18 protein-coding genes and 1 pseudogene are annotated in these 16,269 nt (G+C 66.6%); 6 read left to right on the top strand and 13 right to left on the bottom strand.

What is annotated here, in order from left to right:
• Window positions 1-3: 3 nt before the first annotated feature.
• The 3 genes and pseudogenes from IW245_RS31910 to IW245_RS42830 all read right to left on the bottom strand — a co-directional run.
• Window positions 4-1,239 carry a molybdopterin molybdotransferase MoeA gene (locus IW245_RS31910; protein WP_197006831.1) on the bottom strand — a complete coding sequence of 412 codons (1,236 nt, stop codon included), beginning with the start codon at window positions 1,237-1,239 and terminating at the stop codon, window positions 4-6.
• Window positions 1,236-2,081: a UTP--glucose-1-phosphate uridylyltransferase gene (locus IW245_RS31905; RefSeq protein ID WP_443673928.1), complete on the bottom strand. Its 846-nt coding sequence runs from the start codon at window positions 2,079-2,081 to the stop codon at window positions 1,236-1,238. Before IW245_RS31905 ends, IW245_RS31910 begins: the two co-directional genes overlap by 4 nt.
• Window positions 2,024-2,939: pseudogene (locus tag IW245_RS42830) on the bottom strand (GGDEF domain-containing protein); the annotation flags it as partial. The gene IW245_RS31905 and the pseudogene IW245_RS42830, both read right to left, overlap by 58 nt.
• 790 nt (window positions 2,940-3,729) lie before the next feature.
• On the opposite strand from IW245_RS42830, the gene IW245_RS31895 reads away from it, so the two are divergent.
• The 3 genes from IW245_RS31895 (at window position 3,730) to IW245_RS31885 (ending at window position 5,274) form a co-directional block, all read left to right on the top strand.
• On the top strand, window positions 3,730-4,308 hold the full coding sequence (locus IW245_RS31895; RefSeq protein WP_197006828.1) for a 5-formyltetrahydrofolate cyclo-ligase: 579 nt from the start codon (window positions 3,730-3,732) through the stop codon (window positions 4,306-4,308).
• Window positions 4,309-4,373: 65 nt separating this feature from the next.
• Complete coding sequence (locus IW245_RS31890) at window positions 4,374-4,643, top strand: FmdB family zinc ribbon protein (RefSeq protein WP_197006827.1); 270 nt, start codon at window positions 4,374-4,376, stop codon at window positions 4,641-4,643.
• A 277-nt stretch (window positions 4,644-4,920) separates the two neighbouring features.
• Entirely contained in the window at window positions 4,921-5,274 is a 354-nt protein-coding gene (locus tag IW245_RS31885) for a histone-like nucleoid-structuring protein Lsr2 (protein WP_197006826.1), read from the top strand.
• A 60-nt stretch (window positions 5,275-5,334) separates the two neighbouring features.
• Here the strand turns inward: IW245_RS31885 and IW245_RS31880 are convergent, their stop codons facing one another.
• Together IW245_RS31880 and IW245_RS31875 are read right to left on the bottom strand one after the other, a co-directional pair.
• The gene (locus IW245_RS31880; RefSeq protein WP_197006825.1) at window positions 5,335-5,694 is read right to left on the bottom strand and encodes a hypothetical protein; all 360 of its coding nucleotides are present in this window, start codon (window positions 5,692-5,694) and stop codon (window positions 5,335-5,337) included.
• 26 nt (window positions 5,695-5,720) lie between these two features.
• Window positions 5,721-6,866 (bottom strand): helix-turn-helix domain-containing protein, encoded by a 1,146-nt coding sequence (locus tag IW245_RS31875; protein ID WP_197006824.1) that lies wholly within the window; start codon window positions 6,864-6,866, stop codon window positions 5,721-5,723.
• 186 nt (window positions 6,867-7,052) lie between these two features.
• Here IW245_RS31875 and IW245_RS31870 point away from each other — a divergent pair, with 186 nt between their 5' ends.
• The 3 genes from IW245_RS31870 (at window position 7,053) to IW245_RS31860 (ending at window position 9,860) form a co-directional block, all read left to right on the top strand.
• Window positions 7,053-7,409, top strand: coding sequence for a hypothetical protein (locus tag IW245_RS31870; protein ID WP_197006823.1), 357 nt, complete (start codon window positions 7,053-7,055; stop codon window positions 7,407-7,409).
• A gap of 299 nt (window positions 7,410-7,708) precedes the next feature.
• Window positions 7,709-8,197, top strand: a complete 489-nt coding sequence (locus IW245_RS31865; RefSeq protein WP_197006822.1) for a hypothetical protein — start codon at window positions 7,709-7,711, stop codon at window positions 8,195-8,197.
• 331 nt (window positions 8,198-8,528) lie between these two features.
• Complete coding sequence (locus tag IW245_RS31860; protein WP_197006821.1) at window positions 8,529-9,860, top strand: tetratricopeptide repeat protein; 1,332 nt, start codon at window positions 8,529-8,531, stop codon at window positions 9,858-9,860.
• Window positions 9,861-10,135: 275 nt separating this feature from the next.
• Here IW245_RS31860 and IW245_RS31855 read toward each other — a convergent pair whose 3' ends face one another.
• From IW245_RS31855 to IW245_RS31820, 8 genes are all read right to left on the bottom strand, one after another.
• Window positions 10,136-10,477: a hypothetical protein gene (locus tag IW245_RS31855; RefSeq protein WP_197006820.1), complete on the bottom strand. Its 342-nt coding sequence runs from the start codon at window positions 10,475-10,477 to the stop codon at window positions 10,136-10,138.
• A gap of 110 nt (window positions 10,478-10,587) precedes the next feature.
• Complete coding sequence (locus tag IW245_RS31850; protein ID WP_197006819.1) at window positions 10,588-11,034, bottom strand: Lsr2 dimerization domain-containing protein; 447 nt, start codon at window positions 11,032-11,034, stop codon at window positions 10,588-10,590.
• Between the two features lie 232 nt (window positions 11,035-11,266).
• Window positions 11,267-11,629 carry a hypothetical protein gene (locus IW245_RS31845; RefSeq protein ID WP_197006818.1) on the bottom strand — a complete coding sequence of 121 codons (363 nt, stop codon included), beginning with the start codon at window positions 11,627-11,629 and terminating at the stop codon, window positions 11,267-11,269.
• Between the two features lie 76 nt (window positions 11,630-11,705).
• A complete protein-coding gene (locus IW245_RS31840; protein WP_197006817.1) occupies window positions 11,706-12,122 on the bottom strand; it encodes a hypothetical protein in 417 nt (138 codons plus the stop codon).
• Between the two features lie 180 nt (window positions 12,123-12,302).
• Complete coding sequence (locus IW245_RS31835) at window positions 12,303-12,995, bottom strand: hypothetical protein (protein WP_197006816.1); 693 nt, start codon at window positions 12,993-12,995, stop codon at window positions 12,303-12,305.
• 168 nt (window positions 12,996-13,163) lie between these two features.
• Window positions 13,164-13,649: a hypothetical protein gene (locus tag IW245_RS31830; RefSeq protein ID WP_197006815.1), complete on the bottom strand. Its 486-nt coding sequence runs from the start codon at window positions 13,647-13,649 to the stop codon at window positions 13,164-13,166.
• A 220-nt stretch (window positions 13,650-13,869) separates the two neighbouring features.
• Window positions 13,870-15,621, bottom strand: a complete 1,752-nt coding sequence (locus IW245_RS31825) for a DNA polymerase (protein WP_197006814.1) — start codon at window positions 15,619-15,621, stop codon at window positions 13,870-13,872.
• A 127-nt stretch (window positions 15,622-15,748) separates the two neighbouring features.
• On the bottom strand, window positions 15,749-16,267 hold the full coding sequence (locus IW245_RS31820) for a D29-gp49 family protein (RefSeq protein ID WP_443673920.1): 519 nt from the start codon (window positions 16,265-16,267) through the stop codon (window positions 15,749-15,751).
• Between the last annotated feature and the right edge of the window lie 2 nt (window positions 16,268-16,269).

The following is a 16,269-nucleotide window of genomic DNA, read 5'->3' as shown; positions in this document are numbered from 1 at the left end:
CGGTCACCGCCGCCGGTCGACGAGCAGCACGTCGACGGTCGAGCCGGCGGCGGCCGTGGTGACCCGCTCGCCGAGGACCAGCACGCCGTTGGCCTCGGCGAGACCCGACAGGGTGTACGGGCCGCCGGCCAGCGGCTGGACCGTGTAGCCCCCGCCGCGCCGCTCGGCCACGTGCGCCGGCCGGAACTCCCGCACCCCCACGGGGGACGCCACGGTCTCCAGCAGGTGGGCCTTGATGCTGGGCCGGAACACCGGCTCCGCGCCCGCCAGCAGCCGGATGACGGGCCGGGCGAGCATCTCGAAACTCATCAGGGCGGTACCGGGGTCGCCGGGCAGGCACACGATGGGCACCTCTTCGGGGCCGATGGTGCCGAAGCCGAGCGAGCCGGCCGGGTACACGGAAAGGTCGGTGAACTCGACACCGTCTCGGCCGAGGATCCGGCGGACCATGTCGCCGGGGCCGGTGCCGGTGCCCCCGGTGGTGATGATCAGGTCGGCGCGCAGGGTCTGGTCGTCCACCAGCGCCCGCAGCGCCTCGGGGTCGTCGTCGCAGATCCCGACCCGGTACGCGTGCGCGCCCGCCTCGGCGGCCGCCGACGTGAGGGCGTGGGAGTTGGCGTCCACGATCTGACCGGCCTGACTGGACCGGCCGGCCTCGACCAGCTCGTCGCCGGTGGCGAGCACGACGACGCGCGGGCAGGGCCGCACGACGACGTGCCCGATGCCGCAGGCGGCCAGCAGGGCCACCAGCGGCGGGGTGATCTGGGTCCCGGCCCGCGCGATCACCGAGCCGGCCGAGATCTCCTCGCCGGCCCGGCGCAGGCCGTGGCCGCGTTTGGCCGCGTCGTAGACCTCGACGACGGCCATGCCCTGGTCCGTCCAGTCCAGGGGGACCACCGCGTCGGCCGCGGCCGGTAACGGAGCACCGGCCGCGACCGAAAAGCAGGCATGCGCAGTCAACCGGACCGGCCGCCAGCTCGACGCCGACAGGTCGCCGACGACGTTGAGCCGGACCGGTCTGGTCGCGGTGGCACCGAGCAGGTCCTCGGCCCGGACCGCGTAGCCGTCGATCGCCGCGTGGTCGAACGCTGGCAGCGGTCCGGGGGCCGTGACTTCCTCGGCGAGCACGTTGCCGTACGCCTGGGTCAGGTCGACCTCCAGCGGCGGCAGCGGGCGGAGCCGGGCCATCACGCCGTACAGGTAGTCGGCGAGTGGCACCAGCTCGGTGGTACGGGTCATGAGAGCTCCGTGTTCACAAAATTCTTCAGCCAGCCCCGTAGTTCCGGGCCGATGTCCTCCCGCTGGCAGGCTAGGCGGACGAGAGCTTGCAGGTAACCGACCGGCTGGCCGGTGTCGTGCCGGATCCGGCGGAACACGATGCCGTGCACGGGCGTGCCCTCGTCGAGCAGCCGCACCATGGCGTCCGTCAACTGGATCTCGCCGCCCGCTCCGGGTTCGGTCTTGCGGATCGCCTCGAAGATGGTCGACGGCAGAACATACCGGCCGACGACGATCAGGTTGCTGGGGGCGTCCTCGCGGGCCGGCTTCTCCACCAGGCCGGTGACCCGGACGACGTCCTCGACGTCGGTCGGCTCGACGGAGGCCACGCCGTACCGGCTGACCTCCTCCCAGGGCACCTCGATGAAGGCGAGCACGATGCCGCCCTTCTGGGCCTGGAGTTCGATCATGTCGGAGAGCAGCGGATCGCCCTCGTCGGTGAACTCGTCGGCCAGCAGGACGGCGAACGGCTGGTCGCCGACGTGCGACTCGGCGCAGCCGACGGCGTGGCCCAGCCCGAGGGGTTCGGGTTGACGGCAGGTGTAGATGTCGGCGAGTTCCTCGGGGCGGCGGACGGCGGCGAGCCGGACCAGGTCGCCCTTCGCGAGGAGTCGCTCCTCGGCGTCGGCACGGCGGTCGAAGTGATCGACCATCGCGGTCTTGCCCTTGCCCGTCACCAACAGCACGTCGCGGATGCCGGCCGAGGCGGCCTCACCCACGATGTACTCCAGCACCGGGCGGTCGACTACGGGGAAGAGTTCTTTGGGGACGGCCTTCGTCGCTGGTAGGAAGCGGGTGGCCATACCTGCGGCGGGGATGACCGCCTTGACGGCGCGCCGGTGCGCCGCGGGGGCGCTGGGGGTGTTCGGCTGCTCGGACATGTGCCGAGACTATCGGCCGGAGGGTCAGCTGAGCGCACCGCCACGCGCGATTCGGTACGTGTCCCGCCCGGCGGCCTTGGCCGCGTACAGCGCGTCGTCGGCGGCGGCGAGGACCTTCGGCCCGGTGTCGCCGTGCTCCGGGTACACCGCGACGCCGATCGACACCGTCACCTTGATCGCGTGCCCGGCCGGCTCGACGAGGACGGGCGCGTCGCGCAGCGCGGAGCCGAGCCGTTCGGCCACGCTGACCGCCCCGTCGAGGTCCGTCTCCGGCAGCAGCAGCACGAACTCCTCGCCGCCCTGGCGGAACGCGCGGTCCAGGTCGCGGATCTCGCCCTCCAGCCGGCGGGACACCTCGACGAGCACGGCGTCGCCTGCCGGGTGGCCGTAGGTGTCGTTGACCTCTTTGAACAGGTCCAGGTCGAGGGCGATGACGGACAGCGGCTTGGCGTACCGGGTGGTCTTCTCCACCTCCCAGCGCAGCGACTCCTCCAGGTGCCGGTAGTTGGCGAGCCCGGTCAGCGGGTCGGTCCGCGACAGCCGCATGGCCTCGCGGAGCTGGTCGCGGCTGGCCGTCAGGGCCGCGACGTAGCCCTGGGTCTCCCGGGTCATCCGGTTGAACGCGGTGGCCAGCCGGCCCAGCTCGTCGTCGCCGCGGACCGGCACCCGGGCGTCGAGGTCCCCGTCGGCGACCCGGTCGGCGGCCCGGGCCAGCTCCACGAGTGGCCGGGTGGTGCTCCTGGCCAGCAGCCACGCCGCGGCCACCGACAACAGGCCCGCGACGGCGACGATGCCGAACAGGGCCGCGTACAGGCCCTGGGGGTCGGAGTGCTCCACGAACAGGGCGAGGGGGAGCTGCCGCGCGCCGGCCAGCTGGTGGACGTACAGACCGCCGGCGGTCTCCACGGTGCCGCCGGTCCTGGTCACGGCCCGGATCTCGGGTCGCTGGCGCTCCCTGGCGGTGCTCAGTGCCCGGTCGTCGAGGAGGGTCACCCCGACCCCGGTGGCGGCGGCGAGCCGGGTGACGAAGGCCTGGTCGAGGGGTTCGGCCGCGACGGCGGTCCCCAGGGGGACACCGTCCGGATCGCGGATCGGCACCCACGCGACCAGGGAGTTGAGGGAGCCGTGCGCCTGCGGTTCCGGGGCGCCGCACACCGACCACGGCTCGGGCAGCGCGCCGGCGTCGTCGAGGACCGCGCCCCTGGGGTCGAGGATCCGCACCCCGGCGGCCCGGTTGGTGACCACGAGCTGGCTGGCGACACCGGGCGTCCGTCCGCCGTTGGACTGCACCGCCGCGGTCTCGGCCGCGGCGCGGAGCTTCACGCACAGGGCCTCGATCGTGGTCCGCGCGGTGGAGTCGGCGAGTTCGAGGCGCTCGGCGGACCGGCTGCGGCCCACGGCGGCGACGGCCCCGCCGACGAACACGGCACCGAGCAGCACGGGGCCGAGCACGACGGCCAGGAACGCCGCGGTCAACCGCGCGCGTAGCGTCACCGACCCTCCCCCTGTGCCGTTCCGGGCCTAGCAGTGCGTGGGGCCCAGTGCCGTCGCCCCGCGTTCCGGGCCTGGGATGCTTGGCACCATGTTGGCGGAAAAGACGGCGCTGCGCACCACCCTGCTCTCCGCGCGGAGAGCCACACCGGCCACTGCCAGGTCTTTCGCCGCGGAACGGATTCTGGCCGCGGTGGCTGAGCTGTTGATGACGGTACGTCCGGGAACGGTCGCCGGTTACGTCCCGGTCGGCAGTGAACCCGGTGGACCCGAGTTGCCTAACGCGCTGGGCCCCCGGGTGTTACTGCCGGTGCTGCTGGACGACCTGGATCTGGACTGGGCCGGCGGCGCGCTGGTGCCCGGCCCGCGCGGCCTGCTGGAGCCGTCCGGCCCGCGGCTCGGGGTGGACGCGATCGCGACGGCCGACCTGGTGATCGTGCCGGCGCTGGCCGTCGACCACTCCGGGGCCCGGCTGGGCAAGGGCGGGGGCTCCTATGACCGGGCGCTGGCGAGGGTCCGGCCCGGCGTACCCGTCGTGGCGGTCGTCTTCGACGGGGAGTTCCTCCCCCGGGTGCCGGCGGAGCCGCACGACCGCCCGGTGACCGGTGTTATCACCCCGAGTGGTGGATTTGAGTGTCTTCCTCGCCACGTCGACTAGACGAATGCGGGTAGGCTGACGCAATATTGGCACTCGCAGTGTCGGAGTGCCAGACGGAGGCGGACGTGCCCACATACCAGTACGCGTGCACCGAGTGTGGTCACCAGCTCGAGGCCGTGCAGTCGTTCAGTGACGACGCCCTGACCACATGCCCGGAGTGCACCGGCAAGCTGCGCAAACTCTTCTCCGCCGTGGGTGTCGTGTTCAAGGGCTCAGGTTGGGCTCATAAGGAACAGAGCACCAAGCCGGCGCTTGCGGCCCCGAAGCAGGCCACGGGTGAATCCGCCCCAGCAGCCGCACCCGTCGCAACCCCCGCCACGACCAGCGCAAACTAGCGCTTCCGGTCACCGGCCAACTCGGCTCCACTCCCCCGCTTCGACGGGTGACACACGTGTGTCACCCGTTGCGCCTTCGCGCCCGCAGGTGACGCAGTTCACACACGGTAGGCCGGTGGGGCGAGTTCCATAAAGCGCCCGACCCCCCGAAGCCGGTTGCTCCGGGGGGCTTGCTGGGAAGACAACAGTCTATGCAGGACCGAAACATGGTTCATGGTCCGCCACGTCCTGAGCTATGGTCGTCCAATTCGATCAAGCCAACACGGGGAGAATCACCATGGCGCAGAAAGTCACCGTTAGCCTTATCGATGACCTAGATCAGGGTCAGGCGGATGAAACCGTGACGTTCGGTCTTGATGGGGCAACCTACGTCATCGATCTTTCATCGAAGAACGCCGAGAAGCTTCGTGCCGCCCTGGCGAAGTACATCACTGCCGGGCGTCGGCAGCGCTCAACGCCGCGCGCTTCCGGTCGGCATACCGTGACTGTGCAGCGCGTACCGGCAACCGCAGACAAGGAACAGAACAAGGCGGTCAGGGAGTGGGCGCAGCGGAACGGGCACAAGGTGTCCAGTCGGGGGCGGATCTCCCAAGACATCGTTGATCTATACAACGCCCAGGCGGGCAAGTAACCGCCGAACGAGCAAAAGGCCCCCGCTGATAGCGGGGGCCTTTTGCCTGAATCCTGAGAATCAAAGATCCTTCTCGACATCATCGGGGCCAACAAGAACATTGCTCCCGACGATCGTTCCAGAAACGCGCACTCGCCAACCGACATTCGGAAGGTAGACCGCTTGCCCGACCGTCACGGCGGGTAGCCAGAGTTCCTCATCGCTGTTGGTCGCAGGCATCCGAACCAGTACGGATTCACCGCCAACGTAGGCGAAGTCATCCGGTCGCGGGTGATCGCCACAGTTGCAGGCTGTCAGCGTCTCCCGGTTGTACATGGCGCGGACATGAAAGAGCCCGTCTTCGCTGTGGGTGTACGGGACACCACTGCGCTCAAGATCATCCGCGCCTTCTCGGTACGCTCTCCCGGCTTCCGCCAGCACGTCAGGCAGGGTGTATCGCGGCTTTGTCATCTCAGCGTCTCCCAGGGGCCGGGGTTAGGGTCAGCGTACCCCCGGAGGGTTTCCAGCGCGTCCGAGCGGTAGTCCCCCGGCACGGCTGTCACCACGTCTCGCACAGCGACCCCGATCACCCGAACGTCGTGACGAAGTTCAGTGACAGTGGCTAGGGCATGAGAAAGCCCATCTTCGATGTGCCCGGCGGCAACCATCGCCCTGCCTCGGTAGACGTTTGTCTCTGCAAGCCACATGGGCCGATCACGGAGCATTGGCAGAGCCTTGGACACTGCCGCCTCAGCTTCGCTCAGGTTGCCGTAGCGGCATTCTGCGTACGCATTGACGAAGGCGACCCGTTCAGTTGCCCCCGAGTCTGCGGGTAGAGCGCTTGCGACATCTGCCATGCCCTTGACAGCCTCGCGGCCCTTGGCCGCTTCCCTGGTCAGCGCATACACATGGACCCGTGCTGAGTGGGCTTCCAATTTGCCGACCGTGGGGCGGCGCGTCATGGCGAGCACTTCCGCAGCTCCGTCTAGCGTCTGGCGCACGGAGTAGCCCTCATAGATCCCTCTAGCCAGGCTGCGCCCACGCGTGTACGTCCGAACCTCCGCGTCGCCGCTCGCGTCCGCGAGGCTGATCGACGACCGGTACCACCGATGGGCGTTGCCAAGGTCAGCTTGGTTGCCCAGCCACAACCCGTAGTAGTGGGCCAGGCTGGCGGCAGCGCGGTACAGGTCCGATGACTGCTGACCATCGTTGATCAACGCGCGGACAACCGCCAACTCCGACACGAGACCTTCCCCGTACACGGCGGAAGGGTCGACAAGGAAACGGCGCGCGTAGTCCGCAACGATCGCGTCCCAGTCGTTGCCATGACCGGTGACGAGCCCATGTCGGATCACTTCGATCATGGTTGCTGGTGATATCGCCCCAGCGGTGGCCAGGGACAACAGAGCCCTTCGCTTCACCTCGTCACCTCCCAACGCTCTGTCGTACGCGGCGACGATCTCCGGTGAGACCGGCTTCTTGCCGTTCTCGATCTGGCTCATGTAGCCCTTGGTCAGGAACGCCTCGCGCTTGATCATCCCGGCCAGGGACACCCCGGCATCGTTTCGCCATGCCTTGAGCATGGCTCCTGTTGGCATCTCAGCGTCAGTCATGGCCCCAGCTAGTAAACGGTAGTAAACCTTCGCCTACTTCAACGATGGTGGCCGTTCGGTGACGCTGTGTCTAGGGCGATCCCGGGCCGGACGGAAGGTTTCACTCCCCGAGCCAACCGCAGCCGCAAATGGTCGCAAGCGCAGCGGCCCGGCAGGGCTCGCCCCCTCAGAGAGGAGGACACGGCCATGAAGCAACCGACGACTTACAGCGCTCCCCTTCACCTCGGAATGTTCACGGTGGCGGGTACCCGGTTTGAAGTAAACGGGTTCGCGTTCGGGTCCTCTTTGTTTGTCGTGATGTTGGACAACAAGGGGCGTCGGTACTTCATGTGTCGCGTTCTCTGTCGAGACGAAGCCCCGTCTGTCGATCCGAGCACCATGGGCGTCGGGGTTTCGATGAAGACCGCGAAGAGCCTTCTCCCTCTCGCGGTTCACGCCTACAAGGACACGAGCGGAGGTGACGACATGAGCGTGTACTTCGAGGACGAGAAGAACAAGGACAAGACCGAAAACACTGACGCGGCGGACGAGTCCGCCGAGTAGTTCGCGCGGGGCGGGGACTTCTGGGGATCGATGCGAGCCCCGCCCCACAATCACTATCCCGATGGGAGTACTTCGATGATATCGGTTGCCGCTTCCGTCTGTGGAATGGCGCTCGATGGCGACCCTGGCGCAATCCTTGGGCTTGCCGTCGCCGCTTTGGCCTTCGTCGTGACTAGCGGCTGGATCGGCCACGCCTGGAAAGAGACGACCTTCTAGCTTTCTCACCCTCGACCTTGTCACCCGCCCCAAGCGCTGACGTGACTTCCGACTGTCAATTGATCCACTGAGGGAGATCCTGCATGGTGCGCGCAAATTTCCAGCGCAAGGGAGTTCCGCCGAACGAGTGGGCGATTCCCCCGCGCTCTCCGACTGAGCCGCCACAGGGGTACGACTGGCGCAAGGCCGTGCAGCCCGGACCACTCAACGCGGCGTACTACCAACCCCGCAAAGACGAAGTGGTGTACATCAGCGAATGGGCAGGGCGGGATGTCTACGAGTTCTATGAGGACGCGCGGGCCAGCGGTAGCGGAGTGTCCTACCGCCGGTCGCGTCCGTTCGATGACCCCGCACGGTTCGCCGTCGCCCCGTACCTGTTCATGGTGACCGGCTTCGAGCCGTACGAAGAAAGCGACTTCGCCTGGCTCGCTGGGTGGCGCTGCACGCCATCGCTGCGCGTGCCAGACGGCGACGGGCTCCGAATTTGGGTCCGCATGACGGAAGTCATCCCCGTCGAGGAAGCCCAGGGGCTTGGGCTCTTGGCCGCGCCGGAGGTTGGCGACGGCCGGTAGCGGCCCCCACATATGTGCCCCCTTCATCCGGGAGGGGGTTGCAACACAACCCGAAGGGACAGGTCATGACGTTCATCAAGGCCAAGCCGGAACTCCCGGCTGTGGAGACCGCCCGGCCGATGGTCGGGTACGACCACTGCGCGCCGGACAAGCCCGCCAAGGCCACTGCGTAGCAGTGAAGACGACCATCTCAGTTCCTGGCGGGGCGGTTCCGTTTACCGCGCTACGGGCACTGGCGGGGCAGCTCTCAGCGTCTGGGGGGCTGCCCCTGCCCCGTTTCGTGTCGCACGAACCGCCATCGACGGACGCGGCTCTGAACGATCAACGAGAGTTGAAGTCACAGCTTCGATTCCGCAATGCCTGGCACGTTCTGGGGGAGCTACGCCCCTTCGCGTGGCGCATCACTGATCTGTATCCCGATGGTCTGAGCGTCGCCGTTCGGGGAGAACTCAACGACGCGGACTCTGCCGCCTTCGCGGTCATCGGCAAGCACGCCCCGCTTGTAGTCGAGTGGAGCCCGAAGCGGGCTGTGACGCTGCGGGGGGAATATCGCGACGCGGCTACTGAGTCTGTCGATGCTGATCGACGGTGGCTAGAAACCGCCGTTGATTGGGAGGAAGTACAGCCGGTCATTGGGCGGTACCTCGCGTGTGGTGATTCATGGTCTGCGGTTTGGCTGATCGAAGCGGCCCTTTCTCGCTTCACGTCCGTGACCGAAGACGCGGCGGACATGATCGGGCTCGCCTATCAGATGGCGGGCAGGACGGAAACGTCAGAGACCTATCGGAAGATTGCCACCATGGCGGGCGGGCTTCGGGGAGCGCGGGCCTACACAGGTCTAGCAATGCTGTTTGCGCGCCAGCATCCGCCCGCGCTGCGGAGCATGAGCTACGCGGCCGGGCTTCTGGAAATCGGCTGGTCAAACCTGGCTGAGTTGCCCGCTGCGGACCTAGACCGGGCGTTGAACCGTAACGCCATGGCCTATGTACTCATGCGGAGTCAGCGCAAGCCGGAGGCTATCGCGCTGTTGGTCGACGCGCTCCCGCTTGTGGAAGGTGACCCGTTGGCAAGCGCGATCCTGCACAACAACCTTGGCCGGTTGTACAGCGTTAGCGGGGAGCCACAAAAGGCGGAGTTTCACCTTGGGTGCGCGACGCGCCTTGACCCGCTCTTGCCGGAACATCACCTAGACCTAGCGCACTTCCTGGCCCGCGCGGGTCGGCACTCGGAAGCTCTCGCAGCGGCCCGGCGTGCCGAAAAGCTCACGGCATCGATACCCGCCGTGCCCGCGTTGGTGGGGTACCTGCACTCCTCGCTGGGCAAGCCCTCCCAAGCGGCAGCGGCCTACGAACGTGCCCACCGCATCGACCCCGATGACGACGGGTACCTGATCGCAGCGGCCCGCGAGGCGTGCGACGCGGGCAAGGGTCGGACTGCCTCACGGTGGCTGTCGCGGGTCGACTTCGAAGACCTGACACCCGCCCAACAGGCCGAAGTCGAGCTTCTTCAACTGTGGGCCGGAACGCTCACAGGCGACGTGAGCCCGACCGCAGCCGGTCAAGCTCTCGTGTTACTCGGAAAGCGGTACCCGGATTCAGACCTAATCCGCCAGAACCTCGAAGCCTCCGCTCCGGAACCGGTCGAAGACCCACTGCGGCCTTGACACTCAGCTGTCAAGAACTGCCTGACCTGCATGTTTGTAAGCCACTGAACCCGAAGAGGCCCCCGCATCGCTGCGGGGGCTTCGTCGTCTTACGTCATCTCGGAGACGTTCGAACGTGACCGGCTACGTCTTCGCGGCAGCGGCCAGGGGACACAGAGAAGGCCCCCACGCTCCACGGGGGGAGAGCGCGGGGGCTTCTGATGATCAACTTTAGCGCTGGCCTAGCGGGGGGTCGAACAGATTTTCGAACCTGGGGCTATGTCGTCGACCACGCTTCACGGCCCTAAGGTCTTGACCTCCTCCGTCTCCTCCACGGTCAGGAGGTAGGCGGGGAGCTGCCTTCGGCCCTCCACAACGGCCCGGTAGACACGGTGCCACCCATCCCCGACCACGACCGTGCCCGGTCCGGGCTGAAGCATGATCAGCGGCTTCTCAAGGTCTGCGGTCATGGCGTACGCGGGATCGACGTGAGCGGGAACCCGGGGGGTGCCCCCGCCCAGGTCGAGGAGACCCATGTTGACCGCCACCTTGAACACGTCGACCTGTCGTAGATCGCGGGGAGCCCGCTCGATGATGTCGAGCGCGCCCCGGACGGAGTACCGGAACGGACCGATCATGAATGACTGATCCGACACCGCTCAGCCCTTCGGCAAGGTGTGGTCGGGGTCTTCGGGATGGGCCACGCGGTAGGCGTCAGCGAGCGGCCCGGTTGCTGCGTCCGTCTGGCTCACGGTGTCTGCCACACGTTCGTCTGGTTGCCAGTGTCTTCGGGGTGAGCGATCACGTAGGCGTCAATCACGTCTTGGGGGACGCGGGCCTTGTCCGCGATGTCCTTACCCTGCCCTCTCCCCCAGGTCCTGACGCGCGTCAGGTACTCGGCGCGGAAGGTTTTCCTCCGTGAGGCTGTCCAGCCGGACGGATCAACGGTGCTAGTGGTGGTTGGCCGGACGCTGGCTGCGACCGGGGCGGAGTTGCCTCCGGCCTTGCGCGCGACTTTGAGGAACTTTGACATTCGCTCGTCAAATTCGGCTTGGATAGCTGCGAGTTCTTCCCGGTGCTTCTCGCCCAGGTCGACGGCGTACTTTCCCCCGTGGTGATAGAAGGTGACTTCCTCAACGCCGTCTTCGGACCCGTCAAGATCGTCAAACTTCAACTTAATGAGCTTCTCGCCCATCGGCTTGGTCTCCCTAAGAGTCACCCTTGGCTGTCCTTACGGCCAAGGTAGCAACGTGTTTCAAGGCTTGGATAGGTCCCCGGCGTGTCGACTCTCGGCGGGTGCACACGCCCCCCTTAGAAGGGGTCTCCGCGCCAACAGCCCGCCACAGCCAGGTGACAAATTTGCACGGAGTCGGACACGCTGGGTTGCCTGACGAGAAAGAAGGGGGAGCCCGAAGGCTCCCCCAAGGTCAGGCGTAGATGATCTCTCCGAAGATGGCTAGCTGAACGATGTCGTCAGCGTTTGACGCGTCAATGTCAAGATCTTCGAAGTTCCCCGACCGCTCGATGAGTTGGTCTGGCGAGGTACCCCACCCGTTGTGCTGGCCCGCCTTCAGCAGGCCCTGAAACAGCCCCCATCCGCGCGCTACGCCGTCGATGTCGCACGAGCGCGGGACTCCTTCGTCATCGCAGACCGTCAGGCCGGTGACCCATCCGTCCGCGTCCCGCTCGACACTGCGGAAATCGGTTATCCAGTAGTTGATGCCGCCTTCAACGGCTGTGGTCAGAACCTCGCGGTAGAACTGTTCCCGCTCCGGGCTTCGCTTGCTCATGGCCGTTCTCCTTGTCGTTGAGGGTGCGTTACCGTGGAGGGGAAGACCCCCCGCTCTAAGCCAGCGGGGGGCCTTCCTAGTTGTCGCCGTTGTCCGCGTCTCCGTAGACCGAAGACCAGCGGTAACCGGCTCGTGTGGTCACTCGACGCGCCGTGAGGTGTTCGAACACCGGGCATCCCTCGGGATGCTGCCCCGGGGCGAAGTAGTCGACTGCCGTGACGCGGGCGTGCGCCCCCAGGCAGAAGACGAGATCCCCCACGGTGGCCAGTGCCGCTTTCACAAGCTCCAACTTCGGGAGCCTCACCGTGTTGCGGTGGTCTCGCTGCAACACCGTGGCCTCCTCAAGGGCCGCGTCTTCGGCTTGCTGCCGCGTCCGATAGGTCCCCAGGACAACCCGGACCGGGTACCCGTCTCGCCAGTAGCTCACCCGATGGGTACTCGGCAGCTCACCGGACGTCGGGGCTTCCTCGATGACGAACTCAAAGTGAGTCATTCTTGGCTCTCCACTCTGTAGTTTTTTGGGCCTTGCTCCGCGCTTGCCTTACTCCTTGAGTCTACTTAGTCGGACATGGCTAAGTCAAGCTAAGGAGATGAAGACTAAGTCACGGGGCCTCCTTAGGGAACGCGAAAGGCCCCCCAGCTCCGGAGAGCCAGGGGGCCGGTTGGCAGTGGTTCAGTCCCTCACTTCGAAGTCCTCCCCGCAGACGCGGCACATGATCGCGCCGTCTTCGAGGAGCTTCGCGGACACCTTGCGGGGCGTCTCGCAGCCGCATTCCGCCTTGGGCGCGGGGGCCTTCCTCGTGGTGGTCGTGGTGGTCGTTCCGCCGCGCGGGGTCGGAACCACGATCGGGGCTCCCCCGTCAATGAAGGTGACCGTGCCCAGGTGGGCAATGATCTCGTCATCAAGCATCGCGATCACTCCAGCGAAGTCGCGCGTAGTCTCCTCGCGGATCTCCACCGCAGACAGGCCGATCGTCGCGTCGGGGGCCTCGTGGTTGTAGCTCAGGCCCAGCTCTTCGGCGAGCTTGAGGAAGGTCTTGTTGTGGTAGCGGCCCTGACGGGAGGTGTCTTGCTGCCCCCGGACCCGCGCCAGTGCGTGCGCTGCCTCGTGAAGCATGGTCTGAAAGGTGAGCGTCCCCCCGCACGCCAGACGCTCACCCGAGATGAACAGCTCCGTAGCGCGCTCGCCGGAGACCGAATCCTTGTTCGTCCACCGGTCCGCCCAGTGATGACCCCACTTGAGCCCGCGCCCGCTGGCACCGGTACCGGTGATGAACACGACCGAAGGAACCTCCGGGTGGGCCTCCTGAATGGCTTCCCAGGCGCATTCGAGGGCCTTGATGATCGTGCTACCGGTGCTGTTCACGTCTATCTCCTTAGCTCCGCCTTGTTTGTTCTTAGGCAAGCTTAGGCTCCCTCCTTAGTCTAAGTAAAGCTAAGGAGGTCACGCTTAAGTAACGTTCCTCCTTAGTCCTCCTTAGAGATGGCTTACGGTGCGTATGCGGGGTATCGCCCGCGGATTGACATCGCGCTGTCAAGAACCGTTCTGAGCAGCAAGAATGCTGTCGACAACGCGTGTGGCCGTGCCCTCGTGCTTGGCGTAGGCGCTGGGAAACGCGCTGCCCTGCACTGCCTGAGCGGCAGCCGACAGGTTCGGGGAGTCCGTCAGGCCCAGGCGGACAAGCGCGCTGTAGAAGCGGCGTGCGGACTCTGCCGGGTTCATCAGGTCTTCCGGTGTCCCCCAGCTCCCCGCGCCGTGGGGCGGGCTACAGCGCTGTTGGAACAGCCCTACGGAGTCGTGATCCCAACCCACTTGCTCGTGTGGCAGCTCCAACGAGTGCGGGACGTTGCCGTTGGCTTGGTTGAGTAGGGCGCTTTCCTGCATGGCGGTTGCTACCGCGATGATCTGAGCCCTTCGGGACAGGCCCATCTGTTGACCTACCCGCACGATGACGGCGGCGTTGTGCATCCGCCGCGCGTCCACCCACCCGACAGGCTCATAGGCCAGGTCGATGGACACGAACGGATCAGGCGGTTCCGGGGTGGGCTGTGCAGTCGGAGACAGGCTCAGCGGGTCGGGGCCTCCTCCTGCTGTGGCTACCGCGTTGGGGGCCTTCTGCGGTTGCTGTGGCCCCTCCGGCGGCACGGTGCCGATTGGCCCGGTCGTCAGTGCCAGGCTCACGGCGACGGCTCCGGCGAGGATCGGGGCGAGCGGTAGCCCGGTGTGCGGGGCGGTGGGGTCACTGCTCATACAGCGACCCCCAGGACGTGCCCCCGACGTCCGGGGATGCCGAGATGTCGACTCCCCGCATGTTCATTGCCATCAAGCGTGCGAACTCCTTTCCGATGTCTGCGGCGTCCGCCAGCGGCGCGGAGCCGATCACTTCGTCGTGAACGGGGAGCCTGAGATACGGCGTCAGACCCGCCGCGTCCATGGCCAGCAACCCCCGGCCGAGTACGTCTCGGGCGCTGGACTGGACGTAGTAGTTCAAGGCGCTGTAGATCCGCCCCCGGTCCACCGGGAGCACGCGGCCCGTGACCGTGGTGACGTGCCCGCGCATCCGGGCTTGTGCCTGTAGGGCCTTGGCGAGTCGGGTCACGCCTGGATAGGCCCGCGCGAACGCGTCGACAACCCGCTTGGCTGTGTCGAGGGGGATACCGCACTGTTTGGCGATGACGGCAGCTCCGCCCCCAAACACATAGGCGAAGTTGGCTGTCTTGCCGTAGCCGCGTTGCTTCGGGGTCGCCTGCGGGCCGAACGCGGCTTGAGCGGTCATCAGGTGAAGGTCCGCCCCCTCCGCGAACGCCCGCTTCATCGCGACGTCCCCGGACAGCGCAGCCAACACCCGAAGTTCCATGCCGTCATAGTCGGTGGAGATGATCACTTCCCCGGGCTCTGCGAGGAAGCACGAGCGGATCAGGGATTCCTTACTGGGCAACGTTTGTAGCGATGGACGAACGATCGACATGCGCGCGGTGCGCGCGGCAAGGGAGTTGATGCCGCAGTGAATCCGCCCGTCCGCATCGATGAGTTCTAGGAACTTATCCGCGTACGTCTCGCGCCACTTGCCCGCCCGCTTGGCCCGCTGTACCGCTGCCGCGAGCGGGTCACCGTTTGACACGAGCGCGTCAAGTAGGAACTTGTCCACCTTCGGCTTCCCGGTCTTCGTGGTGTCCGGGATGGTGACCCCGCGCCGAATGAGCGCGTCGGCTACTTGCTGCGGGGCGTTGATGTTGCCCACGCCCAGGACGGCAGCCTCAGCGGTGTAGCGGGCCTCATCGTCGCCCAGGCGCAGCGACAGGCCCCGGGTGTACTCGACATCGAGCAGGAAGCCGCGCCGTTCCATGACCGCGCACACGCGGGCTATGTCGTGCTCGTAGCGGATCAGTTTCCGCGCGGACAGCGGCACCCGCGTTGACAGCAGCGGGTCAAGCCTCGCGGTCAGGATCACGTCCATTCCCGCGTATCTCACATAGCCCTCGTGATCGAGGGGGACCAAGCGGAAGAACTCCGCCTTCGTCATCTTGAGTTCCTTCGCCATGGCCCGCACGGAGCCCTTGACGCGTTCGGCTACCTCCTTGTCAATGAACGCCGCTGTCAGCTCTTCGAGCCTGTGCCCGGTGCCGCCTTCGTGTGCTGCTCTCGGGTCGCCCAGGTGGGACAGAATCCTTGTGTCCGTTGACTTCGCGCACAGCTCTTCCAACGGCACGCCTAGACACCTCTCGGCTACGAGAGCGTCAAACGTGAGGTTGTGCGCGATGATCCGCGATGCGGTGCGCAATGCCTGAGCGGCGTACCACCCGAAGCGGGGGCCGGCTTCCACCGGCACAACCCAGGCTTCCCGCGTCGTGCCGAACTGCGCCAGACGGCACCGGAAGTTTGACGCGAAGATGTCAAGCCCGGTCGTCTCCGTGTCGAACGCTAGAACAGGGTGGGAGCGGACGAAGTCCGCGAACGCGGCTAGGTCTTCTTCCCGCTCCACGACGTGCACTCGTACGACTTCACCGGCTACCCGGTCGACTACCGTCCGCAACCCTTCCCCCTTCCTCGCGGGGCTGGACGAAGCCGGCCGGGGGCAGCTCGCCCCCGGCATGGCTCATCGGGCGTACGGAGGGTGACTACTTGAGCCAGGCAGGAGCACACGTGTTCTGCGGGCAGGCAAGCATCTTGTAGGGCTTGCCGCTGCTCTTGCTCACACCGGACTTGAAGATCCGCTCTCCGTGCTCGCAGTACTCGGCAGCCACACCGGGCGGCAGGCTTGCCGGTGCCGGAGCTGCCGCCTGGCGGGCGGGCGGGGCGGAGTTGCCGGCCGCAGCCGGGCGGGTCGCCGCGAGCATGGCCCCGGCCCTGGTGACCTTCTCGTGAAGCCCGCCGTTGAAGATCCCCGTCAGGGTGGCGTCCGCGTCGCTGGCGTTGTCCGCGTGAATCACGATCCACGGGGCCGCGAAGTCCGCCCCTGCCTTGAGGGTGATGACAATCTTTCCGTTGCCGTTGCTCGCGCTGTCCGTCAAGCGGGGGTTCTCCTTCTGCTCAGTGAACGTCTGCGCGGGGGCGCTGTTGTGGTAGGGGTCTTCGGCCTGCTCTGCCCACGGGTCCTTATCGGCCCATGGGTCAGAAGCGAAAGGGTCGTTACTCAATG

This window comes from Longispora fulva (genome assembly GCF_015751905.1).
Taxonomy (GTDB): Bacteria; Actinomycetota; Actinomycetes; order Mycobacteriales; family Micromonosporaceae; genus Longispora; species Longispora fulva.
The sequence above is the reverse complement of the archived record's forward strand: the minus strand, read 5'-3'. Positions and strand labels throughout refer to the sequence as shown.